Raw genomic sequence first — 16,720 nt, 5'->3', positions numbered from 1 at the left:
CCTCTGGCCTTTTGTCTCTCAGGCCATGCGCCGGCGGAACAGCCAGCCGGCGAGCGCCAGCGTGGCGATGCCGATCACGGCCATCGGCCAGTACTGGGAAACCAGGTCGGAAACCCCGGCGCCTTCGATGAAGACGCCGCGCACGATCACCAGGAAATAGCGCATCGGGTTGGCGAGCGTCAGCGTCTGCACCCAGCCCGGCATGTTGTCGAGCGGTGTCGCAAAGCCCGACAGGATCACCGACGGCACGATGAACAGGAAGGCGCCCAGCAAGGCCTGCTGCTGGGTCTTGGACAGGGCCGAGATCGCGAGGCCGATGCCGGTGATTGCCAGCACGAACAGCAGAACGCCCAGATAAAGCGCGCCGAGGCCGCCGCGAAGCGGGATGTCGAACCAGAACACGGCCAGGGCGGTGACGATGGTCGCCTCGATGCTGCCGATCAGCAGGCCGGGCAGGCCCTTGCCCAGCAGGATGTCGACCTGGCGCAGCGGCGTCACCAGCAACTGGTCGAAGGTTCCCATCTCGCGCTCGCGCGCCACCGACAGGCCCACCACCAGCACGGTCACCACCTGGGTCAGCAGCGCGACGATGCCGGGAATGATGAACCAGTGCGAGGTCAGGGTGGGGTTGTAGCGGCTGCGCAGGTTCAGCAGCGCCGGCGGGGCGGCGGCGCCGCGGTTGGCCCGCCAGGCGAGCGCGAAATCCTGCAGGATCGTGTTCGCATAGCCCTGGATCAGCAGGGCGGTGTTCGAGTTGCGGCCGTCGAGCACCAGTTGGACGGGCGCGGGCTGGCCGGTCAGCAGGTTGCGGGTGAAATTGCGGTGGATCACCAGCACCATCTGCACGTCGCGGGCATCGACCAGCGCGTCGATGCGCTCGGTGCTGTCCAGGGTCTCTTCGACGGCGAAGGCCGGCGAGCCGGCGAAGCGGGCCACCAGGTCGCGCGAGGCCTGGCTCTGGTCCTGATTGTAGACCGCGATCGGCACCCGGTTCAGATCGTAGCTGGCGGCATAGCCGAACACGAGCAACTGGATCAGCGGCGGCCCGATCAGCACCATGCGGCTGCGCGGGTCGCGCAGCACCGCCAGCAGCTCCTTGATCACCAGGGCGAGCACCTGTCGTCCCATGCCGGTCAATCCAGCCGCTTGCGGGCGCTGGCCCGCGCCAGGCCCAGAAAGATCACCGCCATCACCGCCAGCGCCAGCGCATTCGGCAGGATCACCGACCAGACATCGCCGGCGAGGAACAGCGTTTGCAGGATGGCGACGAAATAGCGGGCGGCGACCACATGGGTCACGAGTTGGATCGCCTCCGGCATGCTGTGGATGCTGAACACGAAGTCCGACAGGATGAAGGCGGGCAGGAAGGTGGTGATGATCGCGATCTGGCCGGCGACGAACTGGTTGCGGGCGATGCTGGAAATCAGCAACCCCATGCCGAGCGCCGCCAGCATGAACAGGGCCGAGGCGGCGACGAGCACCAGGAACGAGCCGCGCAACGGCACGCCGAACAGATACACGGCCATGGCCACCGAGGCCGCCATGCCGCCCATGCCCAGCACGAAATAGGGCGCCAGCTTGGCCAGCAGGATTTCCCGCATGCGCACGCGCGTCACCATCAGCGCCTCCATCGTGCCGCGTTCCCACTCGCGGGCGATGACCAGGGCGGTCAGCAAGGCGCCGGTGAGGGTCATGATCATGGCGATCAGCCCCGGAACCAGATAATTCCGGCTGCTGACGGCCGGATTGAAGCGCACGCGCGGCTCCGCGGCGATGGGCATCGGCGACGGCCGGCCGGCCTCCTGTGCCCGGGCGTTCAGCCAGTTGGCCCAGATCTGTTGCACATAGCCTTGGATCAGGCGGGCATTGTTGGCGTCGGTGCCGTTGACGATGACGCCGATCGGGGCGGCGCCGGCATGTTCGGCCCGGCGGCTGAAATCGCTGCGCAGCCAGACAATGCCGTTGACCTTGTGCGCGGTCATGGCCTGTTCGGCCGCCTGGATCGTGTTGAACCATTGCGGCCGGAAATAGGGCGAGTGCTGGAACCCGCCGGTGAAGCTGGCGGTCAGCGAGTCCGGCTGCTCCACCACCAGGGCCACGGGCACGTTGCGGGCGTCGAGCGACACGCCATAGCCGAAGATCAGCAGCAGGGCCGCCGGCAACACGAAGGCGATGGCCAGCGCCGAGGGATCGCGCCCGATCTGCAACCATTCCTTGCGCATCAGCGCCCACAGGCGGCGCAGGCCGAGCCTCATGCCGCCGCCTCCGCAATGACGGAGATGAAGGCGTCCTCCATGGTCGGCTCCGGCCGGTCGGCCCGGCGGGCGGCGTCGCGGATGGCGGCGGGCGCGCCTTCGGTCAGCACCCGCCCCTGGGCCATGATGACCAGCCGGTCGCAGTATTCGGCCTCCTCCATGAAATGGGTGGTGACCAGCACCGTCACGCCGGCGTCCGCCAGGGCGATGATCCGGTGCCAGAACTCGCGCCGCGCCAACGGGTCGACGCCCGAGGTCGGCTCGTCGAGGAACAGGATGTCCGGTTCGTGCATCAGCGCGCAGGCCAGGGCCATGCGCTGCTTGAAGCCGAGCGAAAGATCCCGTGCCGTGGCCCTGAGCATCGGCTCAAGGCCGAATTCCGCCACCGCCCAGGCGATGCGCTCCTTGCGGCGGGCGCCGGTCAGCCGGTAGGCGCTGCTGAAGAAGCGCAGATTCTGCTCGACCGAAAGGTCGGCATAGAGCGAGAATTTCTGGGCCATATAGCCGATGCGGCCGCGGGCGCGGGCCGCCGCCCGGCGCAGATCGAAGCCGGCGACCCGCAGGCTGCCGTCCGAGGGCGGCAGCAAACCGCACAACATGCGGAAGGTGGTGGACTTGCCGGCGCCATTGGCGCCCAGCAAGCCGAAAATCTCGCCGCGATGGACCCGGAAACTCACGCGGTCGACGGCGACGAAAGTGCCGAACCGCCGGGTCACGCCTTCGACCTCGATCACGGGAGCCTCGGGCACGCCGGCAGTTTCCGACTGTTCGAAGTCCGTCTCTGCCCTTGCGGCTTCCGCCGTTGCGGCTGGCGCCTCCGGTAGCGTCCGGTCCCGTGCCCGGTGCAGTTGCGCGATGAAGCTGTCCTCGAAGCGGGGCGGGGCGGGTGTCAGCCGGAGGTCCGGCATCGCCTGGCGCAGCGCCGGCTCATCCCCGGTCACCACGCGCAGCCGGTTGCCCTGGATCACGGCATCGATGACGCCGGGTGCACGAGCGATACGGCTTTGCAACCGCCGCCGCTCGGTCTTGGCTTCGGCGAAAAAGCACTGGCCGGCCATGGCGGTACGGAAGGTCTCCGGCGGGCCGGAACTCAGCAGGCGGCCTTCGTGCAACAGCAAGACCGTGTCGCAACGCTCGGCCTCGTCCAGATAGGAGGTGCTGAACAGCACCGTGGTCCGGGATTCCCGGACGAGGTGATCGACGATCTGCCATAATTCCCGCCGCGACACCGGGTCGACGCCGGCGGTCGGCTCGTCCAGCAGCAACAGCGCCGGCGGCTTGACCAGGGTGCAGGCCAGGCCCAGCTTCTGCTTCATGCCGCCGGAGAGCTTGCCGGCCATCCGGCCCCGGAACGGGCCAAGGCCGGTCATGTGCAGCAACTGGTCATAGCGGGCGGACCGCTCGGCCGGCAGCACCTCCCGCAGGTCCGCGTACAGGTCGAGATTCTCCTGAACGGTCAGGTCTTCGTAGAGGCCGAAGCGCTGCGGCATGTAGCCAAGCCGGGATTGGACGGCGAGCGGCTCGCGCGCGACGTCGATGCCCAGCACCTCGATTACGCCGTCATCGGGGCGCAACAGACCGGCAATCAGGCGCATCAGGGTGGTCTTGCCCGCACCGTCCGGGCCGATAACGCCGGTCACCCCGCCATCCGGCGCCATGGCGGAGACACCATCCAGCGCGGTGACGGTGCGCCGGCCGACGCGAAAGCGCCGGTGCACGTCCTGCAACCGCAGCGCCGGCGGGCGGTCATTGGCAGACGGCATCCGCCGGCCTCCCGTCCGGGCCACTTTCCGGCGCCGGCTGATCCAGGTCGATCCGCACCGTGGCCGGCATGCCCAGGCGCAACTCGCCATGGGCATCGCAGAGAAATACCCGCAGCTGGTAGACGAGCGCGGCCCGCAATTCCGGCGTTTGCACGGTTTTGGGCGTGAACTCCGCCGTGGGCGAGAGATAGCCGATCCAGCCCCGATAGGTCTTGCCGGGATAGCTGTCGGTGGCGACACGAGCCGCCATGCCCGGCCGAACCCGTCCCAGCGACGTCTCCGGCACATAGGTGCGCACCCAGAGCGGGTCGGTGAGGGCCAGGGTCACGACCGGCGCGTTGGGAAAGGCCATGTCGCCGGGTTCGAGAATGCGCGCCTGGACGATGCCGTCCGCCGGCGCAAACAGGCGGGTGTCGTTTTGGGCGTGCTGGGCCAGATCGAAGGCGGCCACCGCGGCCTCGTATTCGGCGCGGGCGGCGGCGATATCCTCCTGTCGCGGCCCCATTTTCACCAGCAGATAGGTCTGCTTGGCCGCTTCGTACTGGTGAAAGGCCACCGCGGCCGCCGCCCTGGCGTCGTCGAGTTGCTGCCGGGACGCGGCATTGCGCACCGTCAGGTTGGCATACCGCTTGTAGACGATCTCGGCATTGCGATGGGCGGCTTCCAGCGCATCCATTTTCGCCTTCGCCTCCGCGATTTCCTCCGGTCGCGAGCCGGCTTGCAGCCGTTCGAGGGTCTGCTTGCGCGCCTGCATCTGCGCCCGGGCCTGGGCCAGGGCCGCGGCATAGCGGGAATCGTCCAGGGTCGCCAGCAACTGGCCGCGCTTGACGGCGACGCCCTCGTGGACGGACACGGAGGCAATGCGGCCGCTGTCGTTGAAGGCGGGCTGGACCTCGCGGATGTCGATATTGCCGTACAACGTCAGCACGTTGCCCGTTTCCGAAGGCGCGCGCCACAGCCAGAAGCCGCCGCCTCCCAGGAGGATCGCCACCAGGATAACCGCGATGACAGGGCGTCGGTTTTTCAGCATCGGCGAAATCCTGGGCGCGGTCGGGGCGTGGTTGCCTTGCCAAAACGGAGCGCCTCACCCGGTTTCCAACGCCGGAGACCGGGGCGAGCGTCGCAATGGCGTTTGCATCCACCAGGGCAGTGGCGTGTGTGCCTTTGCAATTCCGCCGCGAACCGCCGGCCAAGTCAATGGGGCCAAGCCGACAGGTTGCGGGAGCCGTCCGCGGCCTTTGTCCGTAAAGCCGCGGGCGAAAGCCGGGGCCCGCATGGCCGTGCGGCTTTTGCCTAAAATACGGTCTCTGCTCAATATTTGATCGAAATCCGGGTCTCGGTCCGGGCGGAATGCTTCGGTTCCGCCGGGTCGGCGGATTGGCACGGCTCTTGCTTTGCTTGGGAATGCCCAAGGCCCGCAAGGCCTGCCCCGCAACCAAGCCCAGGCGATGTCCGGAAATTCTGAAGTAGAGCTGGCGCTGGTCCGAAAAGATTTCGGCGACGCCGTCGCCGTCGACGGCATCTCGGTCAAGATCGAGGCCGGTTCCTATTGTTGTCTGCTGGGGCCGTCCGGCTGCGGCAAGACCACGACGCTCCGCATGATCGCAGGGCACGAATTCGCCACGTCCGGCGACATCCTGATCGGCGGGCAGGAGGTCTCGCACCTGCCGCCGGCCAGGCGCGCGACCGCGATGATGTTCCAGAATTACGCCCTGTTCCCGCATCTGACCTGTGCGGAGAACGTGGCCTTCAGCCTGCGCATGGCGGGCGTGAAAAAGGCGGAGCGGCTGGGCAAGGCCCGCGAGCTCCTGACCATGGTCGAGATGGAGGCGCTGGCCGAACGCCTGCCCGCGCAATTGTCCGGCGGTCAGCAGCAGCGGGTGGCGCTGGCCCGTGCCCTGATCACCAGCCCGAGCGTGCTGCTGCTGGACGAGCCGCTGTCGGCGCTGGACCCGTTCCTGCGCATCCGCATGCGCTCCGAATTGAAGCGCTGGCAGCAACGCCTCGGCATCAGCTTCATCCATGTCACGCACAGCCAGGACGAGGCGTTGGCGCTGGCCGACAAGATCATCGTCATGAACCAGGGCCGGATCGAACAGGCCGGAACGCCGATGCAGGTGTTCCGCGAGCCCGCCACCGCCTTTGTCGCGCGCTTCATCGGCGGCCACAACGTGCTGCCGGTCCGCTCGCTGGGGAATGGCGCGGCGGAAGGGCCGGGCGGCCTGCGCCTGGCGCTGCCCGACGGCCTGGCCTTCGGCGAGACGGCCGCCTGCACCGTCCGTTGCGACCGGGTCCAGGTGGTGCGGGCCGACGCGGCCGTCGCTTCGGGCGCAAACGGCGCGCCGATGCTTTGGACCCAACTCGGCGAGATCGAATACCTGGGCACGCATTTCAAGCTGCGCTTCTACGGCGGCGCGCCGGACGATTTCGAGGCGTGGCTGAGCGAGCGCGATTTTGCCGAAAGCGGCTTCGCCGAGGGCGACGCGGTCGTCGCCTCCTGGGCGGCGGACGACATCCACTGGCTGCGGAACGGCGCGGCCTGATTGCGCACTCTTTTCCACCGGTTGACCAACGGGAGACGAACATCATGGCGATCGAAGACAAATGGAAGGACGGCGTTTCGCGCCGCGCGGTGTTGAAAGCGGCGGGCACGGCCGCGGTCGTGGGCGCGGCCAGCGGCTTCCCGGCGCCCTTCGTGCATGCGGCCGAGCCCGTGACGCTGCGCATCGCCGGCACCGGGGTGAACCAGTTCAAGCAACTGGCGGACAAGGCCAAGGAAGACCTGGGCTTCACCATCCAGTACACCTCGCTCACCTCCGACGACGTGGTGAAGCGGGCGGTGACGCAGCCGACCTCGTTCGATCTGCTCGACGCCGAATACTGGATGATGAAAAAGATCGTTCCCTCGGGCGTCATGCGCGGCATGGATACGGCGAAGATCAAGGAATACGACAACATCGTTCCGATCTTCACCAAGGGCGAATTGCCGAACGGCCAGACAATGCCGCGCGAGGGCATTGCACCCATCAAGGTGAGCTATCTGGAGGCGGAAAAGTCCAAGGCGTTCGCCACCGATCCGACCCAGTGGATGACGTTGATCCCGACGGTCTACAACGCCGATACGCTCGGCATCCGGCCGGACGAGATCGCCAAGGCGAAGGGCGCGGACTACAAGGTCTCTTCCTGGTCCGATCTGCTCGACAGCGGGTTCAAGGGCAAGTCCTCGATTCTGAACATTCCGTCCATCGGCATCATGGACGCCGCCATGGTCTGCGAGGCCTCCGGCCTCGTGAAGTATGGCGACAAGGGCAACATGACCCGCGACGAGATCGACGCCACCATGAAGGTGCTGACGGAGGCGAAGAAGGACGGCCAGTTCCGCGCCTTCTGGAAGGAATTCAACGAGAGCGTGAACCTGATGGCCTCCGGCGAGGTCATCATCCAGTCGATGTGGTCGCCGGCGGTGACCAAGGTTCGCCAGATGGGCGTGCCCTGCGTTTACCAGCCGCTGAAAGAGGGCTACCGGGCGTGGGCCTCCGGCCTCGGCGTGCCGGCGCATGTGGACGGCAAGACGCTGGATGCCGTCTACGAGTTCATCAACTGGTATCTCTCCGGCTGGGCCGGGGCCTTCCTGAACCGCCAGGGCTATTACACGGCCGTGCTTTCCACCGCGAAGGCGCAGATGGCGCCGTGGGAGTGGGATTTCTGGATGGAAGGCAAGCCGGCGGCCCATGACGTGGTCAGCCCGACCGGCGAGCCCATCGAGCCCGCGGGCACCGTCCGCGACGGCGGCAGCTTCTGGGAGCGCATGGGCCATGTCACCGTCTGGAACACCGTGATGGACGAGGACCGCTACATGGTCCGCAAGTGGAACGAGTTCATCGCCGCCTGAGGCAGGCGGGCCGGGCGGCACCGTCACCGCGCCGCCCGGCCTCGGCCGTCATCGCCGGTTTCTTGTGAGAATGGCAGTCCAGATACAACACCATGAAACGCTTTGCCCCCTATCTTCAGGCCTTGCCGATCACGGCGATATTCGTGTTGTTTTTCCTCGTTCCGCTTTGTCTGGTCGTGGTCATCAGCTTCTTCGATTATCAGGCCTATGACATCCTCATTCCGGATTTCGTGACCTTCAATTACGTGGACGTGTTCACGTCCAAGGTCACCTACGATACGTATTGGATCACCCTGAAATTCTGCGCCATCGTCTGGCTGATCACCCTGTTTCTGGGCTTTTTCGTCGCCTATTTCCTGGCCTTCCACGTCCGGAGCATGCGCTGGCAGATCGCGCTTTTCCTGTTGTGCACGATCCCGTTCTGGACCTCGATCGTCATCCGCATGATCTCCTGGATCCCGCTTCTGGGCCGCAACGGCCTGGTGAACCAGGGGCTGATCGCGCTCGGCCTTGTCGGCGAGCCGCAGGAATGGCTGCTCTATAGCGAGTTCGCGGTGGTGCTGGGCTATGTGCATCTCTACACGCTGTTCATGGTGGTGCCGATTTTCAACTCCATGCTGCGCATCGACAAATCGCTGGTGGAGGCTGCGACGGATGCGGGCGCCAGCACCTGGCAGACGTTGCGGACCGTCATCCTGCCGCTCTGCAAGCCCGGCATCGCCATCGGTTCGATCTTCGTGATCGCCATGGTGATGGGCGACTTCGTGACCGTGAACGTGCTGGGCGGCGGCCAGGTGGCCAGCGTCGGCAAGGCGATTGCGACCGAACTCTCCTACCTGCAATTCCCCCCCGCGGCGGCGAACTCCATGGTGCTGCTGGGGGCGGTGATCCTGATGATCGTCCTGCTGATGCGGATCGTCGACGTGCGGAAGGAGTTGTAGCCATGGCCGCCGCACCCGCCGCGCCGGGCAGCAAGGGCTGGCGCATCGGTCTGAAACTCCTGTTCGGGGCGTTCGTTGTCTTCCTGTGGGGTCCGCTGTTCCTGGTGATCCTGCTGGCCTTCCAGGGGCCGACCGGCGGCCTGACCTTTCCGATGAACGGCGTCTCGCTGCACTGGTTCGTGCAACTGTTCGAGCCGCAGCCCATCGGCGACATCTGGGGCGCGTTCGAGCGCTCGATCCTGCTGGGGCTGATCGTGATGGCGCTGACCGTCGCGATGTCCTTCCTGGCCGGGCTGGCCTTCCGCTCGCGCTTCCGCGGCGCGACGCTGGTGTTCTACCTGGTCATCGCCAGCCTGATCATGCCGAGTGTCGTGGTGAGCCTGGGCATTGGCGCGGGCTTCGAACTGCTGGGGCTGCCGCGCACCTGGTTCACCTCGGCCCTGGGCGCGCATCTGACCTGGACATTGCCGTTCGGCCTGCTGATCATGTTTGCGGTGTTCAACCGCTTCGACCCTTCCTACGAGGCCGCGGCACGGGACCTGGGCGCGAGCGGCTTCCAGACCGTCCGGCACGTGGTCCTGCCCATCGTCGCGCCGTCGCTGATCGGCGTCGCCCTGTTCGGCTTCACGCTGTCCTATGACGAGATCGCGCGCACCTCCCAGTCGGTCGGCCCGCTCAACACGCTGCCGCTGGAATTGCAGGCGATGCAGACCAATGTGACGACGCCGGTGATTTACGCGCTGGGCGCCATGACCACCTTCCTCTCGCTGGCCGTGATCGCCGCGGCCCTGACCGCCACCGCCATCCTGCACCGCCGCCGCCTGCGCAAGGGTTCGGATGCGGGCAAGGGGCTGGTGTGAGATGCGCCTTGCCCTGGTCAACCCCAACACCACCGCCGGCATGACGGCCACCTGCGTTGCCGCGGCCGAGGCGGTGACGGCGCCGGGCACCGTCCTTGTCGGCCTGACGCCCGCAGACGGCCCCGCCAGCATCGAGGGCCCCTATGACGAAGCCTTCGCGCTGCCCGGCCTGATCCGCACCGCCCTGGCGGCCGAGTGGGACGGCGCCGATGCGGTCGTCGTCGCCTGTTTCGACGATCCGGGCCTGGAGCCGCTGCGCGCCGCATTGCGGGTGCCCGTGGTCGGCATTGTCGAGGCGAGCTTGCACGCCGCGGCTTCTATTGCCGATCGCATGGCCGTCGTCACCACCACCACCCGCTCGCTGGCGCGCATTCGCGAGCTGGCACACCGCTATGGCGTCGCCGAACGCTGCCGGGTCTATGCCGCCGACGTGCCGGTCTTGGCGCTGGAGACCGGCGGCTATGCGCCCGTGCGCGCCACCGCCGAACGGGCCGTCGCGGACGGAGCCGAGGCGATTGTGCTGGGCTGCGCCGGCATGGCCGACTGGGTGGCGGCCCTGCGCCGGGACCTGGGCGTGCCGGTCGTCGACGGCGTCGCCGCGGCAGTCAAACACGCGGAGGGGCTTGTGGCCCAGGGCCTGGCCACCGCCAAGACCGGGGCCTACCAATTCCCGGCCCGCAAACCCTATCGCGGCCAGTTCGCGGACGATGCCTGGCCGGACGAGTGAGGCAATTCCCATGAGCGAGGCGCCATGAGCGAGGCACCCTATCCGCGCGACCTGACCGGCTATGGCCGCAATCCGCCCGACCCGCAATGGCCGGGCGGCGCGCGCGTCGCCGTGCAATTCGTCATCAATTACGAGGAAGGCGGCGAGAACTGCATCCTGCACGGCGATCCGGCGTCGGAGGCGTTCCTCTCCGAAATCGTCGGCGCCGAGCCCTGGACAGGGCAACGGCATATGAGCATGGAGTCGATCTACGAGTTCGGCTCGCGGGCGGGGTTCTGGCGGCTGTATCGCCTGTTCACCGAGCGCCGCATCCCGGTCACGGTGTTCGCGGTCGGCATGGCCATGGCCCGCAATCCCGAGGCGGCCCAGGCCATGGTCGAGGCCGAGTGGGAGATCGCCAGCCACGGCTATCGTTGGATCGATTACCGCACCGTGCCGGAGGCCGTGGAGCGGGAGCATATCGCGCTGGCGATGGACGCCATCCGCGAAGCCTGCGGGGCCGTGCCGGTCGGCTGGTACACCGGGCGCACCAGCGAGAGCACGCGCCGTCTGGTGGTCGAGCATGGCGGCTTTCTCTACGACGCCGACTCCTATGCCGACGAACTGCCCTATTGGGACCATGGCCATGGCAGGCCGCATCTGGTCGTGCCCTACACGCTGGATGCCAACGACATGCGCTTTGCCACGCCGCAGGGGTTCAACTCGGGCGACCAGTTCTTCGCCTATCTGAAGGACAGCTTCGACACCCTGTACGCGGAAGGCGAGCACGCGCCCAAGATGATGTCCGTCGGCCTGCATTGCCGTCTGGCTGGCCGGCCGGGCCGGGCGGCGGCGCTCGCGCGGTTCCTGGACTATGTGCAGGGCCATGACCGGGTCTGGCTCTGCCGCCGGGTGGATATCGCCCGCCACTGGATCGCCCGTTTCCCGGCGGAAGGGGCCTGAGCCCATGCAACTGATCGGCGTCGATGTCGGCGGCACGTTCACCGACCTCGTCTATACGGATTCCGCGACCGGCCGCACGCTGATCCACAAGGTGCCGTCCACGCCGGACGATCCCGGCCGCGCGGTCGCCGACGGCATCGGCGAGATCTGCTCCTTGCATGGCATCGCCATCGGCGACCTGGACCGGGTGCTGCACGGCACCACCATCGCGACCAATGCCGTTCTGGAATACGACGGCGCGACGGCCGGCATGATCACGACCGAGGGCTATCGCGATATCCTCCATATCGGCCGCCATCAGCGACCGCAGCACTATTCGATCCGCCAGGAAATCCCCTGGCAGGACCGGCCGCTGGTCCGTCGTCGCCATCGCAAGACCGTGGCCGAGCGCCTGATCCCGCCCAAGGGCGAGGTGCTGGTGCCGCTGGACGAACAGGCCGTGCGCGAGGCCGCGCGCGAACTGCGCCATGCCGGGGTGGAAAGCGTCGCCATCTGCTTCCTGTTCAGCTACCTGAACCCGGCGCACGAATTGCGGGCCAAGGAAATCGTGGCGGAAGAGTTCCCGGAAGCCTTCCTCTGCACCAGCGCCGAGATCGCGCCGCAATTCCGCGAGTTCGAGCGCTTCACCACCGCCGCGCTCAACGCCTTTGTCGGCCCGAAGGTCGCCGCCTACATCGCCAACCTGGAACGCAAGCTGAAGGCCAGCGGCGCGGCCGCGGATCTGCGCATCATGGGCTCGAACGGCGGCGTCGCAACCCCGGCCATGGTCGCGGAGCGGCCGGTGACGACCTTGCTGTCCGGTCCCGCGGCAGGCGTGCTGGGCGGGGCCTGGTGCGGGGGGCTGTCCGGCCATCGCAACCTCATCACCTTCGATATCGGCGGCACGTCGGCCGATATCGGCATCGTCACCGAGGGGCAGTTCGGTGAGGCGACCGCGCGCGACACCTGGATTGCCGGCTATCCGGCGCTGGTGCCGATGATCGACATCCACACTATCGGTGCCGGCGGCGGCTCCATCGCACATGTGGATGCGGGTGGCGCCTTCAAGGTCGGCCCCGAGAGCGCCGGCGCCCGGCCCGGCCCCGCGGCCTACGGCCATGGCGGCGCGGAGGCGACCGTTACCGATGCCCATGTGACGCTGGGGCGGTTGGTGCCGGACAATTTCCTCGGCGGGCGGATGAGGCTGGACGCGGATGCGGCCGCCGCTGCGGTCGATGGCTTCGCCGCCAGGGTCGGCATGAGCCGGGAGGCAGCGGCGCTCGGCATCCTCACCATCCTGAACGCAAACATGGCGAATGCCATTCGCAGCCGCACGGTGCAGAAAGGGTTGGACCCGCGCGACTACGCCCTGGTGGCGTTCGGCGGGGCCGGGCCGCTGCATGGGGCGGACGTGGCGGCAATGCTGGACATTCCGACGGTGATCATCCCGCCGCATCCGGGTATCACGTCTGCGGTGGGCCTGCTGACCACGGACCTGCGCTATGATGCGGTCGCGACCGCCTTCCAGACTTCGGACGCGCTCGACATTCCGCGGCTGAACCGGCTGTTTCAGGGGCTGGAAGACGACCTTGCCGGGCGGTTCGCCGCCGACGGCATCGCGCGCGATGCGGTGCGGTTCGAGCGCGCGGGCGACCTGCGCTATGCCGGCCAGGGCTACGAACTGCGCGTGGCGTTCCCGCCGGGCGGGCTGGATGCGGCGGCCATGGCGGGCGTGCTGGAGGCGTTCGGCGCGGCGCACGAGGCCGAATACGGCCACCGTTTCGAGGCCAGCGCCGTCGAGATCGTCAATGTCCGCATCACCGCCGCCGCGGCGATGGAGAAGATCGCGGCGCCCGCGGTGGTCGATCCGGTGGAAAGCCATCCCATCGGCACGCGCCCCTGCGCCTTTGGCCAGGCCGGTGGCGGCGTCGAATGGCTGGAGACGCCGCTCTGGCAGCGGACGGACCTGCCGTTGGACCGGCCCGTGGCCGGCCCGGCCATCGTGTTGCAGGAAGACACCACCACCGTGGTTCCGCCCGGCGCCACCGTCACCGCCGACCGGGCGGGCAATCTGATCCTCCGCCTGGGGAGTTGAGGCGCCATGAGCCGAACCGTGGATCCCGTCACCGTCAGCGTCATCCAAGGCGCGTTGGAGAATATCGCGGTGGAGATGGGCTGGAAGCTGATGCGCATGGCCTATTCCTCCATCATCCGCGAGTCCGAGGATTTCGGCGCTGGCCTGGTGGATGCGGACGGCCGGGGGCTTGCCGAGTCGGCCCAGTCCACGCCGCTGCAATCCGGGCCGATCCCCGGCTATATCCGCGGCATGAAACGGATCATGGCGGCGCGCGGCGAGACGCTGGCCCCCGGCGACGTCATCATGCACAACGATGCCTATGCCGGCGCGAGCCACGGCCCGGACGTCGCCTTCATCGTGCCGGTCTTCCATGACGGCCGGATCATCGGCTATTCCGCCAACACCGCGCACCACCTGGATATCGGCGCGCTTTCGCCGGGGTCCTGCGGCATTGTCGATGCGATGGACGCCTATGCCGAGGGCTTGCAGTTCAAGGCGATCAAGATCGTCGACCGCGGCCAGCCGAACCGCATGGTCTGGCACATCCTGCGCGACAATGTCCGCGTCTCGGACCTGGTCGTGGGCGACATGGAGGCCCAGATCGCCGCCGCCCGCATCGGTGCGGAGCGCATGACCGAACTGGTCGGGAAATACGGCCTCGAAACCTTCCAGGCGGCCTGCGACGCCATGATGGACCATGCCGAGCGGCTGATGCGCCAGGCGATCGCCGCGCTCCCCGACGGCGAATACCGGGGCGAGAGCGCCATTGACGGGTTTCTGGACGACCCGGCCCGCCGCGAACTGCCGCTGGTGGCGACGGTTCGGGTCAAGGGCGACCAAATGGAGGTGGACCTGACCGGCACCGCACCCCAGGTGGACGACCGCCCGATCAACATGCCGTTCGAGGGCACGGTGGATATCGCGGTCTGGCTGACCGTGCGCTCGGTTCTGCTCGATACGGCCGAGCACGGCCATATTCCGGTGAATGACGGCCTGGTGCGTCCGATCACCATCATCGCGCCGGCAGGCTGCCTCGCGAACCCGATTTTCCCGGCCCCGACCATCGCCCGCTTCTGCCCCGGCAATGCGCTGGCGGACACGGTGATGAAGGCGCTGTCGCTCGCCAAGCCCGGCCAGGTCTCGGCCGGCATCGGCAATCTGAAGGTGATCGCCTTCTCGGGCGTGCATCAGAGCAAGCCCTGGGTGCACATGGAAATTTTCGAGGGCTCCTATGGCGGCCGCGACGGCATGGATGGCATGGACGCCGTCGACACGCTGTTCGCCAACACGCGCAACAACCCGATCGAGGACATCGAAAGCCACCTGCCGCTCCGCGTCCGTCGCTACGAACTGCGCGAGGACGTGGCCGGCGCCGGCCAGTACCGGGGCGGCCTGGGCGCGGTGAGGGAGTTCGAATACCTGTCGGACGGCGGCGCGTCCGTGGAGGGCGAGGGCCACCGTTACCGTCCCTGGGGCTTCGCGGGCGGCGGCCTCGGCCAGCCGGCGAAGCTCGAACTGGTGCACAATGGCGGCGCCATCGAGGAACTGCCGTCCAAGGTGCCGCACCGGCGGATCAGGGCCGGAACCCTGTTCCGGTGCGTCGGCCCAGCCGGCGGCGGCTATGGCCCGCCCTCCCGCCGCGCGCCGGAAGCCGTGGTTGCCGACGTTGCGGACGGGCTGATCTCGGCCGAAACCGCGCGGCGGGATTTCGGCGTCGTGCTGACGCCGGAGGGCAAGCTCGATGCGGCGGCGACGAGTGCCCTGCGACAGGGTGCCTGACCGGCCGGAGGAATGGTGTGTCGTCATGGCGCCCGCCTAGAGCGGGTTCCATTCGCACTGGCTCACGGAATCCGCCCTATTTGGTTGATCTGACGCAATTATCCGAGTCGCACAATGACGTCATTGTGCTTGAAATTGCTCTGTCCGGCGTGTCGGCCGTTGCCAGCAGGCCGAGCACGCCGAGGCCGACAGCCTGCCGCCGGATCGCGATCCGCCCGGTCTCGAACCCCCCGGCTTCGAGGGTCTGGCGTAAACCGGACGGGTCGAAATGGCGGTGCGTCGCTGCCTCGGCGAACGGCCAACGGCGCATGGTTTCGGCATCGGTGACATAGAGCGAAAGCCGGCCGCCCGGACGCAGCACCCGCCGGATTTCGCCGACAATGGTCGGCGCATCCTGCCAGAAATAGGCGACATTCACCGCCAACACCGCGTCCATCGTGGCACTCTCGAACGGCAGGCGCTCGAAGCGGCCGTGGTAGAGGCGAACATGGCCGTCTCGGATGGCCCGCCGGTTCGCCGCCTGCGCCTGTGCGATCATCGCGGCCGACCGGTCGAGGCCATGGACCAACGCGCGCGGTTGTCGCTTGCACAAAAGCCGGAGGCCGTGCCCCGGCCCGCAGCCGACCTCCAGCACATGGTGACCCGGTTGCAGCGCCAGCGCCTGGATCGCCAGGGCATTGGGCCGGGCATTGGCAAGCCGCATCAGGCGGCCGACCAAATGGCCGCCAATGCCGTTCGGAGAGCGAAGCTGGCGGCCAAGGGCCCGGGAGAGGGCGGGCAGGGTCGACATTCGCGGGGGGCTTACCGAACCCGGCTCAGTTCGATGCCAGTTCGTCGTCGACCTTTTGCAGCAGCGCCTTGGCTTCCGCCCGGCGGCCGCTGTCCCAGACCGGCCGTTCCGGATCGACCGGTGCCTCGAGCGCGTGCTTCAGCACCTGGGACGCGAGCCGGTACTCCCCCTCATGGTAGAGAAAGTCGCCATAGAAATAGTTGGCGTCGAGGCCGTTCGGATTGATCTGCATGGCCTGCTTGAAATACTGCCGGGCCTTGTCGTTGTCGCCGAAGCCCAGCGGGAATCCGGGCACCATGAAATCGATCGTGCCGAGCGATGTGGGAACCGCGCCGCCCAGGGTCTTGAAGTCGATGGCGCCGGCGTCTTCCAGCAGTTTGCGGGCCTGCTTGGCATGGCCCAACGCGCTGAAGGCACCGGCACAGCGCGCCTGGGAACTGGCGACGATGGCCTGCCAGACCAGCGGCTCCGCCCGGCCGGGGAAGTTCGACACGACCTTGGCGGCCTCCTCGGCCAGGGTGTTCATCATGCGCTCTTTCTGGTCGTCGTCCTTCACCTGATAGGTGATGTGCGCCCATTCGTGTTCGACTTGCAGGATGGCGTCGTGCATGGCGGGCGCGGCCGGCTGGGTCGCGGCAGAGCCGATGGAAACCGACGCGAGCACAAGTCCGGCCGCGAGAAGACCGGTACGGAAGGTGTGGATTGACATGGCATG

14 protein-coding genes are annotated in these 16,720 nt (G+C 67.6%); 8 read left to right on the top strand and 6 right to left on the bottom strand.

Annotated elements, in window-relative coordinates; all coding sequences use genetic code 11:
* Positions 1-18: 18 nt before the first annotated feature.
* The 4 genes from H6844_13045 to H6844_13030 are packed head-to-tail and all read right to left on the bottom strand — an operon-like array spanning position 19 to position 5,048.
* The gene (locus H6844_13045) at positions 19-1,128 is read right to left on the bottom strand and encodes an ABC transporter permease (GenBank protein ID MCB9930324.1); all 1,110 of its coding nucleotides are present in this window, start codon (positions 1,126-1,128) and stop codon (positions 19-21) included.
* A gap of 5 nt (positions 1,129-1,133) precedes the next feature.
* Complete coding sequence (locus tag H6844_13040; protein MCB9930323.1) at positions 1,134-2,255, bottom strand: ABC transporter permease; 1,122 nt, start codon at positions 2,253-2,255, stop codon at positions 1,134-1,136.
* On the bottom strand, positions 2,252-4,018 hold the full coding sequence (locus tag H6844_13035) for an ABC transporter ATP-binding protein (GenBank protein MCB9930322.1): 1,767 nt from the start codon (positions 4,016-4,018) through the stop codon (positions 2,252-2,254). Before H6844_13035 ends, H6844_13040 begins: the two co-directional genes overlap by 4 nt.
* Entirely contained in the window at positions 4,002-5,048 is a 1,047-nt protein-coding gene (locus H6844_13030; protein ID MCB9930321.1) for an efflux RND transporter periplasmic adaptor subunit, read from the bottom strand. The genes H6844_13035 and H6844_13030 overlap by 17 nt, the downstream gene beginning before the upstream one ends.
* A 418-nt stretch (positions 5,049-5,466) precedes the next feature.
* Between H6844_13030 and H6844_13025 the strand changes: the two genes are divergently transcribed.
* The 8 genes from H6844_13025 to H6844_12990 all read left to right on the top strand — a co-directional run bounded on the left by H6844_13025 (position 5,467) and on the right by H6844_12990 (position 15,215).
* Positions 5,467-6,561 carry an ABC transporter ATP-binding protein gene (locus tag H6844_13025; GenBank protein MCB9930320.1) on the top strand — a complete coding sequence of 365 codons (1,095 nt, stop codon included), beginning with the start codon at positions 5,467-5,469 and terminating at the stop codon, positions 6,559-6,561.
* Positions 6,562-6,605: 44 nt separating this feature from the next.
* Entirely contained in the window at positions 6,606-7,910 is a 1,305-nt protein-coding gene (locus H6844_13020) for an extracellular solute-binding protein (protein ID MCB9930319.1), read from the top strand.
* Positions 7,911-8,002: 92 nt separating this feature from the next.
* Complete coding sequence (locus tag H6844_13015; protein ID MCB9930318.1) at positions 8,003-8,851, top strand: ABC transporter permease; 849 nt, start codon at positions 8,003-8,005, stop codon at positions 8,849-8,851.
* 2 nt (positions 8,852-8,853) lie between these two features.
* On the top strand, positions 8,854-9,711 hold the full coding sequence (locus H6844_13010; GenBank protein ID MCB9930317.1) for an ABC transporter permease: 858 nt from the start codon (positions 8,854-8,856) through the stop codon (positions 9,709-9,711).
* A gap of 1 nt (position 9,712) precedes the next feature.
* Positions 9,713-10,438 carry an aspartate/glutamate racemase family protein gene (locus tag H6844_13005; protein MCB9930316.1) on the top strand — a complete coding sequence of 242 codons (726 nt, stop codon included), beginning with the start codon at positions 9,713-9,715 and terminating at the stop codon, positions 10,436-10,438.
* Between the two features lie 24 nt (positions 10,439-10,462).
* On the top strand, positions 10,463-11,380 hold the full coding sequence (gene puuE, locus H6844_13000; protein ID MCB9930315.1) for an allantoinase PuuE: 918 nt from the start codon (positions 10,463-10,465) through the stop codon (positions 11,378-11,380).
* Positions 11,381-11,384: 4 nt separating this feature from the next.
* On the top strand, positions 11,385-13,454 hold the full coding sequence (locus H6844_12995; protein ID MCB9930314.1) for a hydantoinase/oxoprolinase family protein: 2,070 nt from the start codon (positions 11,385-11,387) through the stop codon (positions 13,452-13,454).
* Positions 13,455-13,460: 6 nt separating this feature from the next.
* The gene (locus H6844_12990; protein ID MCB9930313.1) at positions 13,461-15,215 is read left to right on the top strand and encodes a hydantoinase B/oxoprolinase family protein; all 1,755 of its coding nucleotides are present in this window, start codon (positions 13,461-13,463) and stop codon (positions 15,213-15,215) included.
* A 76-nt stretch (positions 15,216-15,291) separates the two neighbouring features.
* Here H6844_12990 and H6844_12985 read toward each other — a convergent pair whose 3' ends face one another.
* Both H6844_12985 and H6844_12980 read right to left on the bottom strand, forming a co-directional pair.
* On the bottom strand, positions 15,292-16,005 hold the full coding sequence (locus H6844_12985; protein ID MCB9930312.1) for a methyltransferase domain-containing protein: 714 nt from the start codon (positions 16,003-16,005) through the stop codon (positions 15,292-15,294).
* A 25-nt stretch (positions 16,006-16,030) separates the two neighbouring features.
* Positions 16,031-16,714, bottom strand: coding sequence for a tetratricopeptide repeat protein (locus H6844_12980; GenBank protein ID MCB9930311.1), 684 nt, complete (start codon positions 16,712-16,714; stop codon positions 16,031-16,033).
* Positions 16,715-16,720 lie beyond the last annotated feature (6 nt).

The organism is Alphaproteobacteria bacterium (genome assembly GCA_020638555.1).
GTDB lineage: Bacteria > Pseudomonadota > Alphaproteobacteria > Bin95 > Bin95 > JACKII01.
The sequence above is the reverse complement of the archived record's forward strand: the minus strand, read 5'-3'. Positions and strand labels throughout refer to the sequence as shown.

Coding starts and splice junctions, on each gene's coding strand:
- H6844_12995 (MCB9930314.1), top strand. CDS start 11,385: ATGCAACTGATCGGCGTCGATGTCGGCGGCACGTTCACCGACCTCGTC.
- H6844_13030 (MCB9930321.1), bottom strand. CDS start 5,048: ATGCTGAAAAACCGACGCCCTGTCATCGCGGTTATCCTGGTGGCGATC.
- H6844_13025 (MCB9930320.1), top strand. CDS start 5,467: ATGTCCGGAAATTCTGAAGTAGAGCTGGCGCTGGTCCGAAAAGATTTC.
- H6844_13045 (MCB9930324.1), bottom strand. CDS start 1,128: ATGGGACGACAGGTGCTCGCCCTGGTGATCAAGGAGCTGCTGGCGGTG.
- H6844_13005 (MCB9930316.1), top strand. CDS start 9,713: ATGCGCCTTGCCCTGGTCAACCCCAACACCACCGCCGGCATGACGGCC.
- H6844_13040 (MCB9930323.1), bottom strand. CDS start 2,255: ATGAGGCTCGGCCTGCGCCGCCTGTGGGCGCTGATGCGCAAGGAATGG.
- H6844_13020 (MCB9930319.1), top strand. CDS start 6,606: ATGGCGATCGAAGACAAATGGAAGGACGGCGTTTCGCGCCGCGCGGTG.
- H6844_12980 (MCB9930311.1), bottom strand. CDS start 16,714: ATGTCAATCCACACCTTCCGTACCGGTCTTCTCGCGGCCGGACTTGTG.
- H6844_13010 (MCB9930317.1), top strand. CDS start 8,854: ATGGCCGCCGCACCCGCCGCGCCGGGCAGCAAGGGCTGGCGCATCGGT.
- puuE (MCB9930315.1), top strand. CDS start 10,463: ATGAGCGAGGCACCCTATCCGCGCGACCTGACCGGCTATGGCCGCAAT.
- H6844_12985 (MCB9930312.1), bottom strand. CDS start 16,005: ATGTCGACCCTGCCCGCCCTCTCCCGGGCCCTTGGCCGCCAGCTTCGC.
- H6844_12990 (MCB9930313.1), top strand. CDS start 13,461: ATGAGCCGAACCGTGGATCCCGTCACCGTCAGCGTCATCCAAGGCGCG.
- H6844_13015 (MCB9930318.1), top strand. CDS start 8,003: ATGAAACGCTTTGCCCCCTATCTTCAGGCCTTGCCGATCACGGCGATA.
- H6844_13035 (MCB9930322.1), bottom strand. CDS start 4,018: ATGCCGTCTGCCAATGACCGCCCGCCGGCGCTGCGGTTGCAGGACGTG.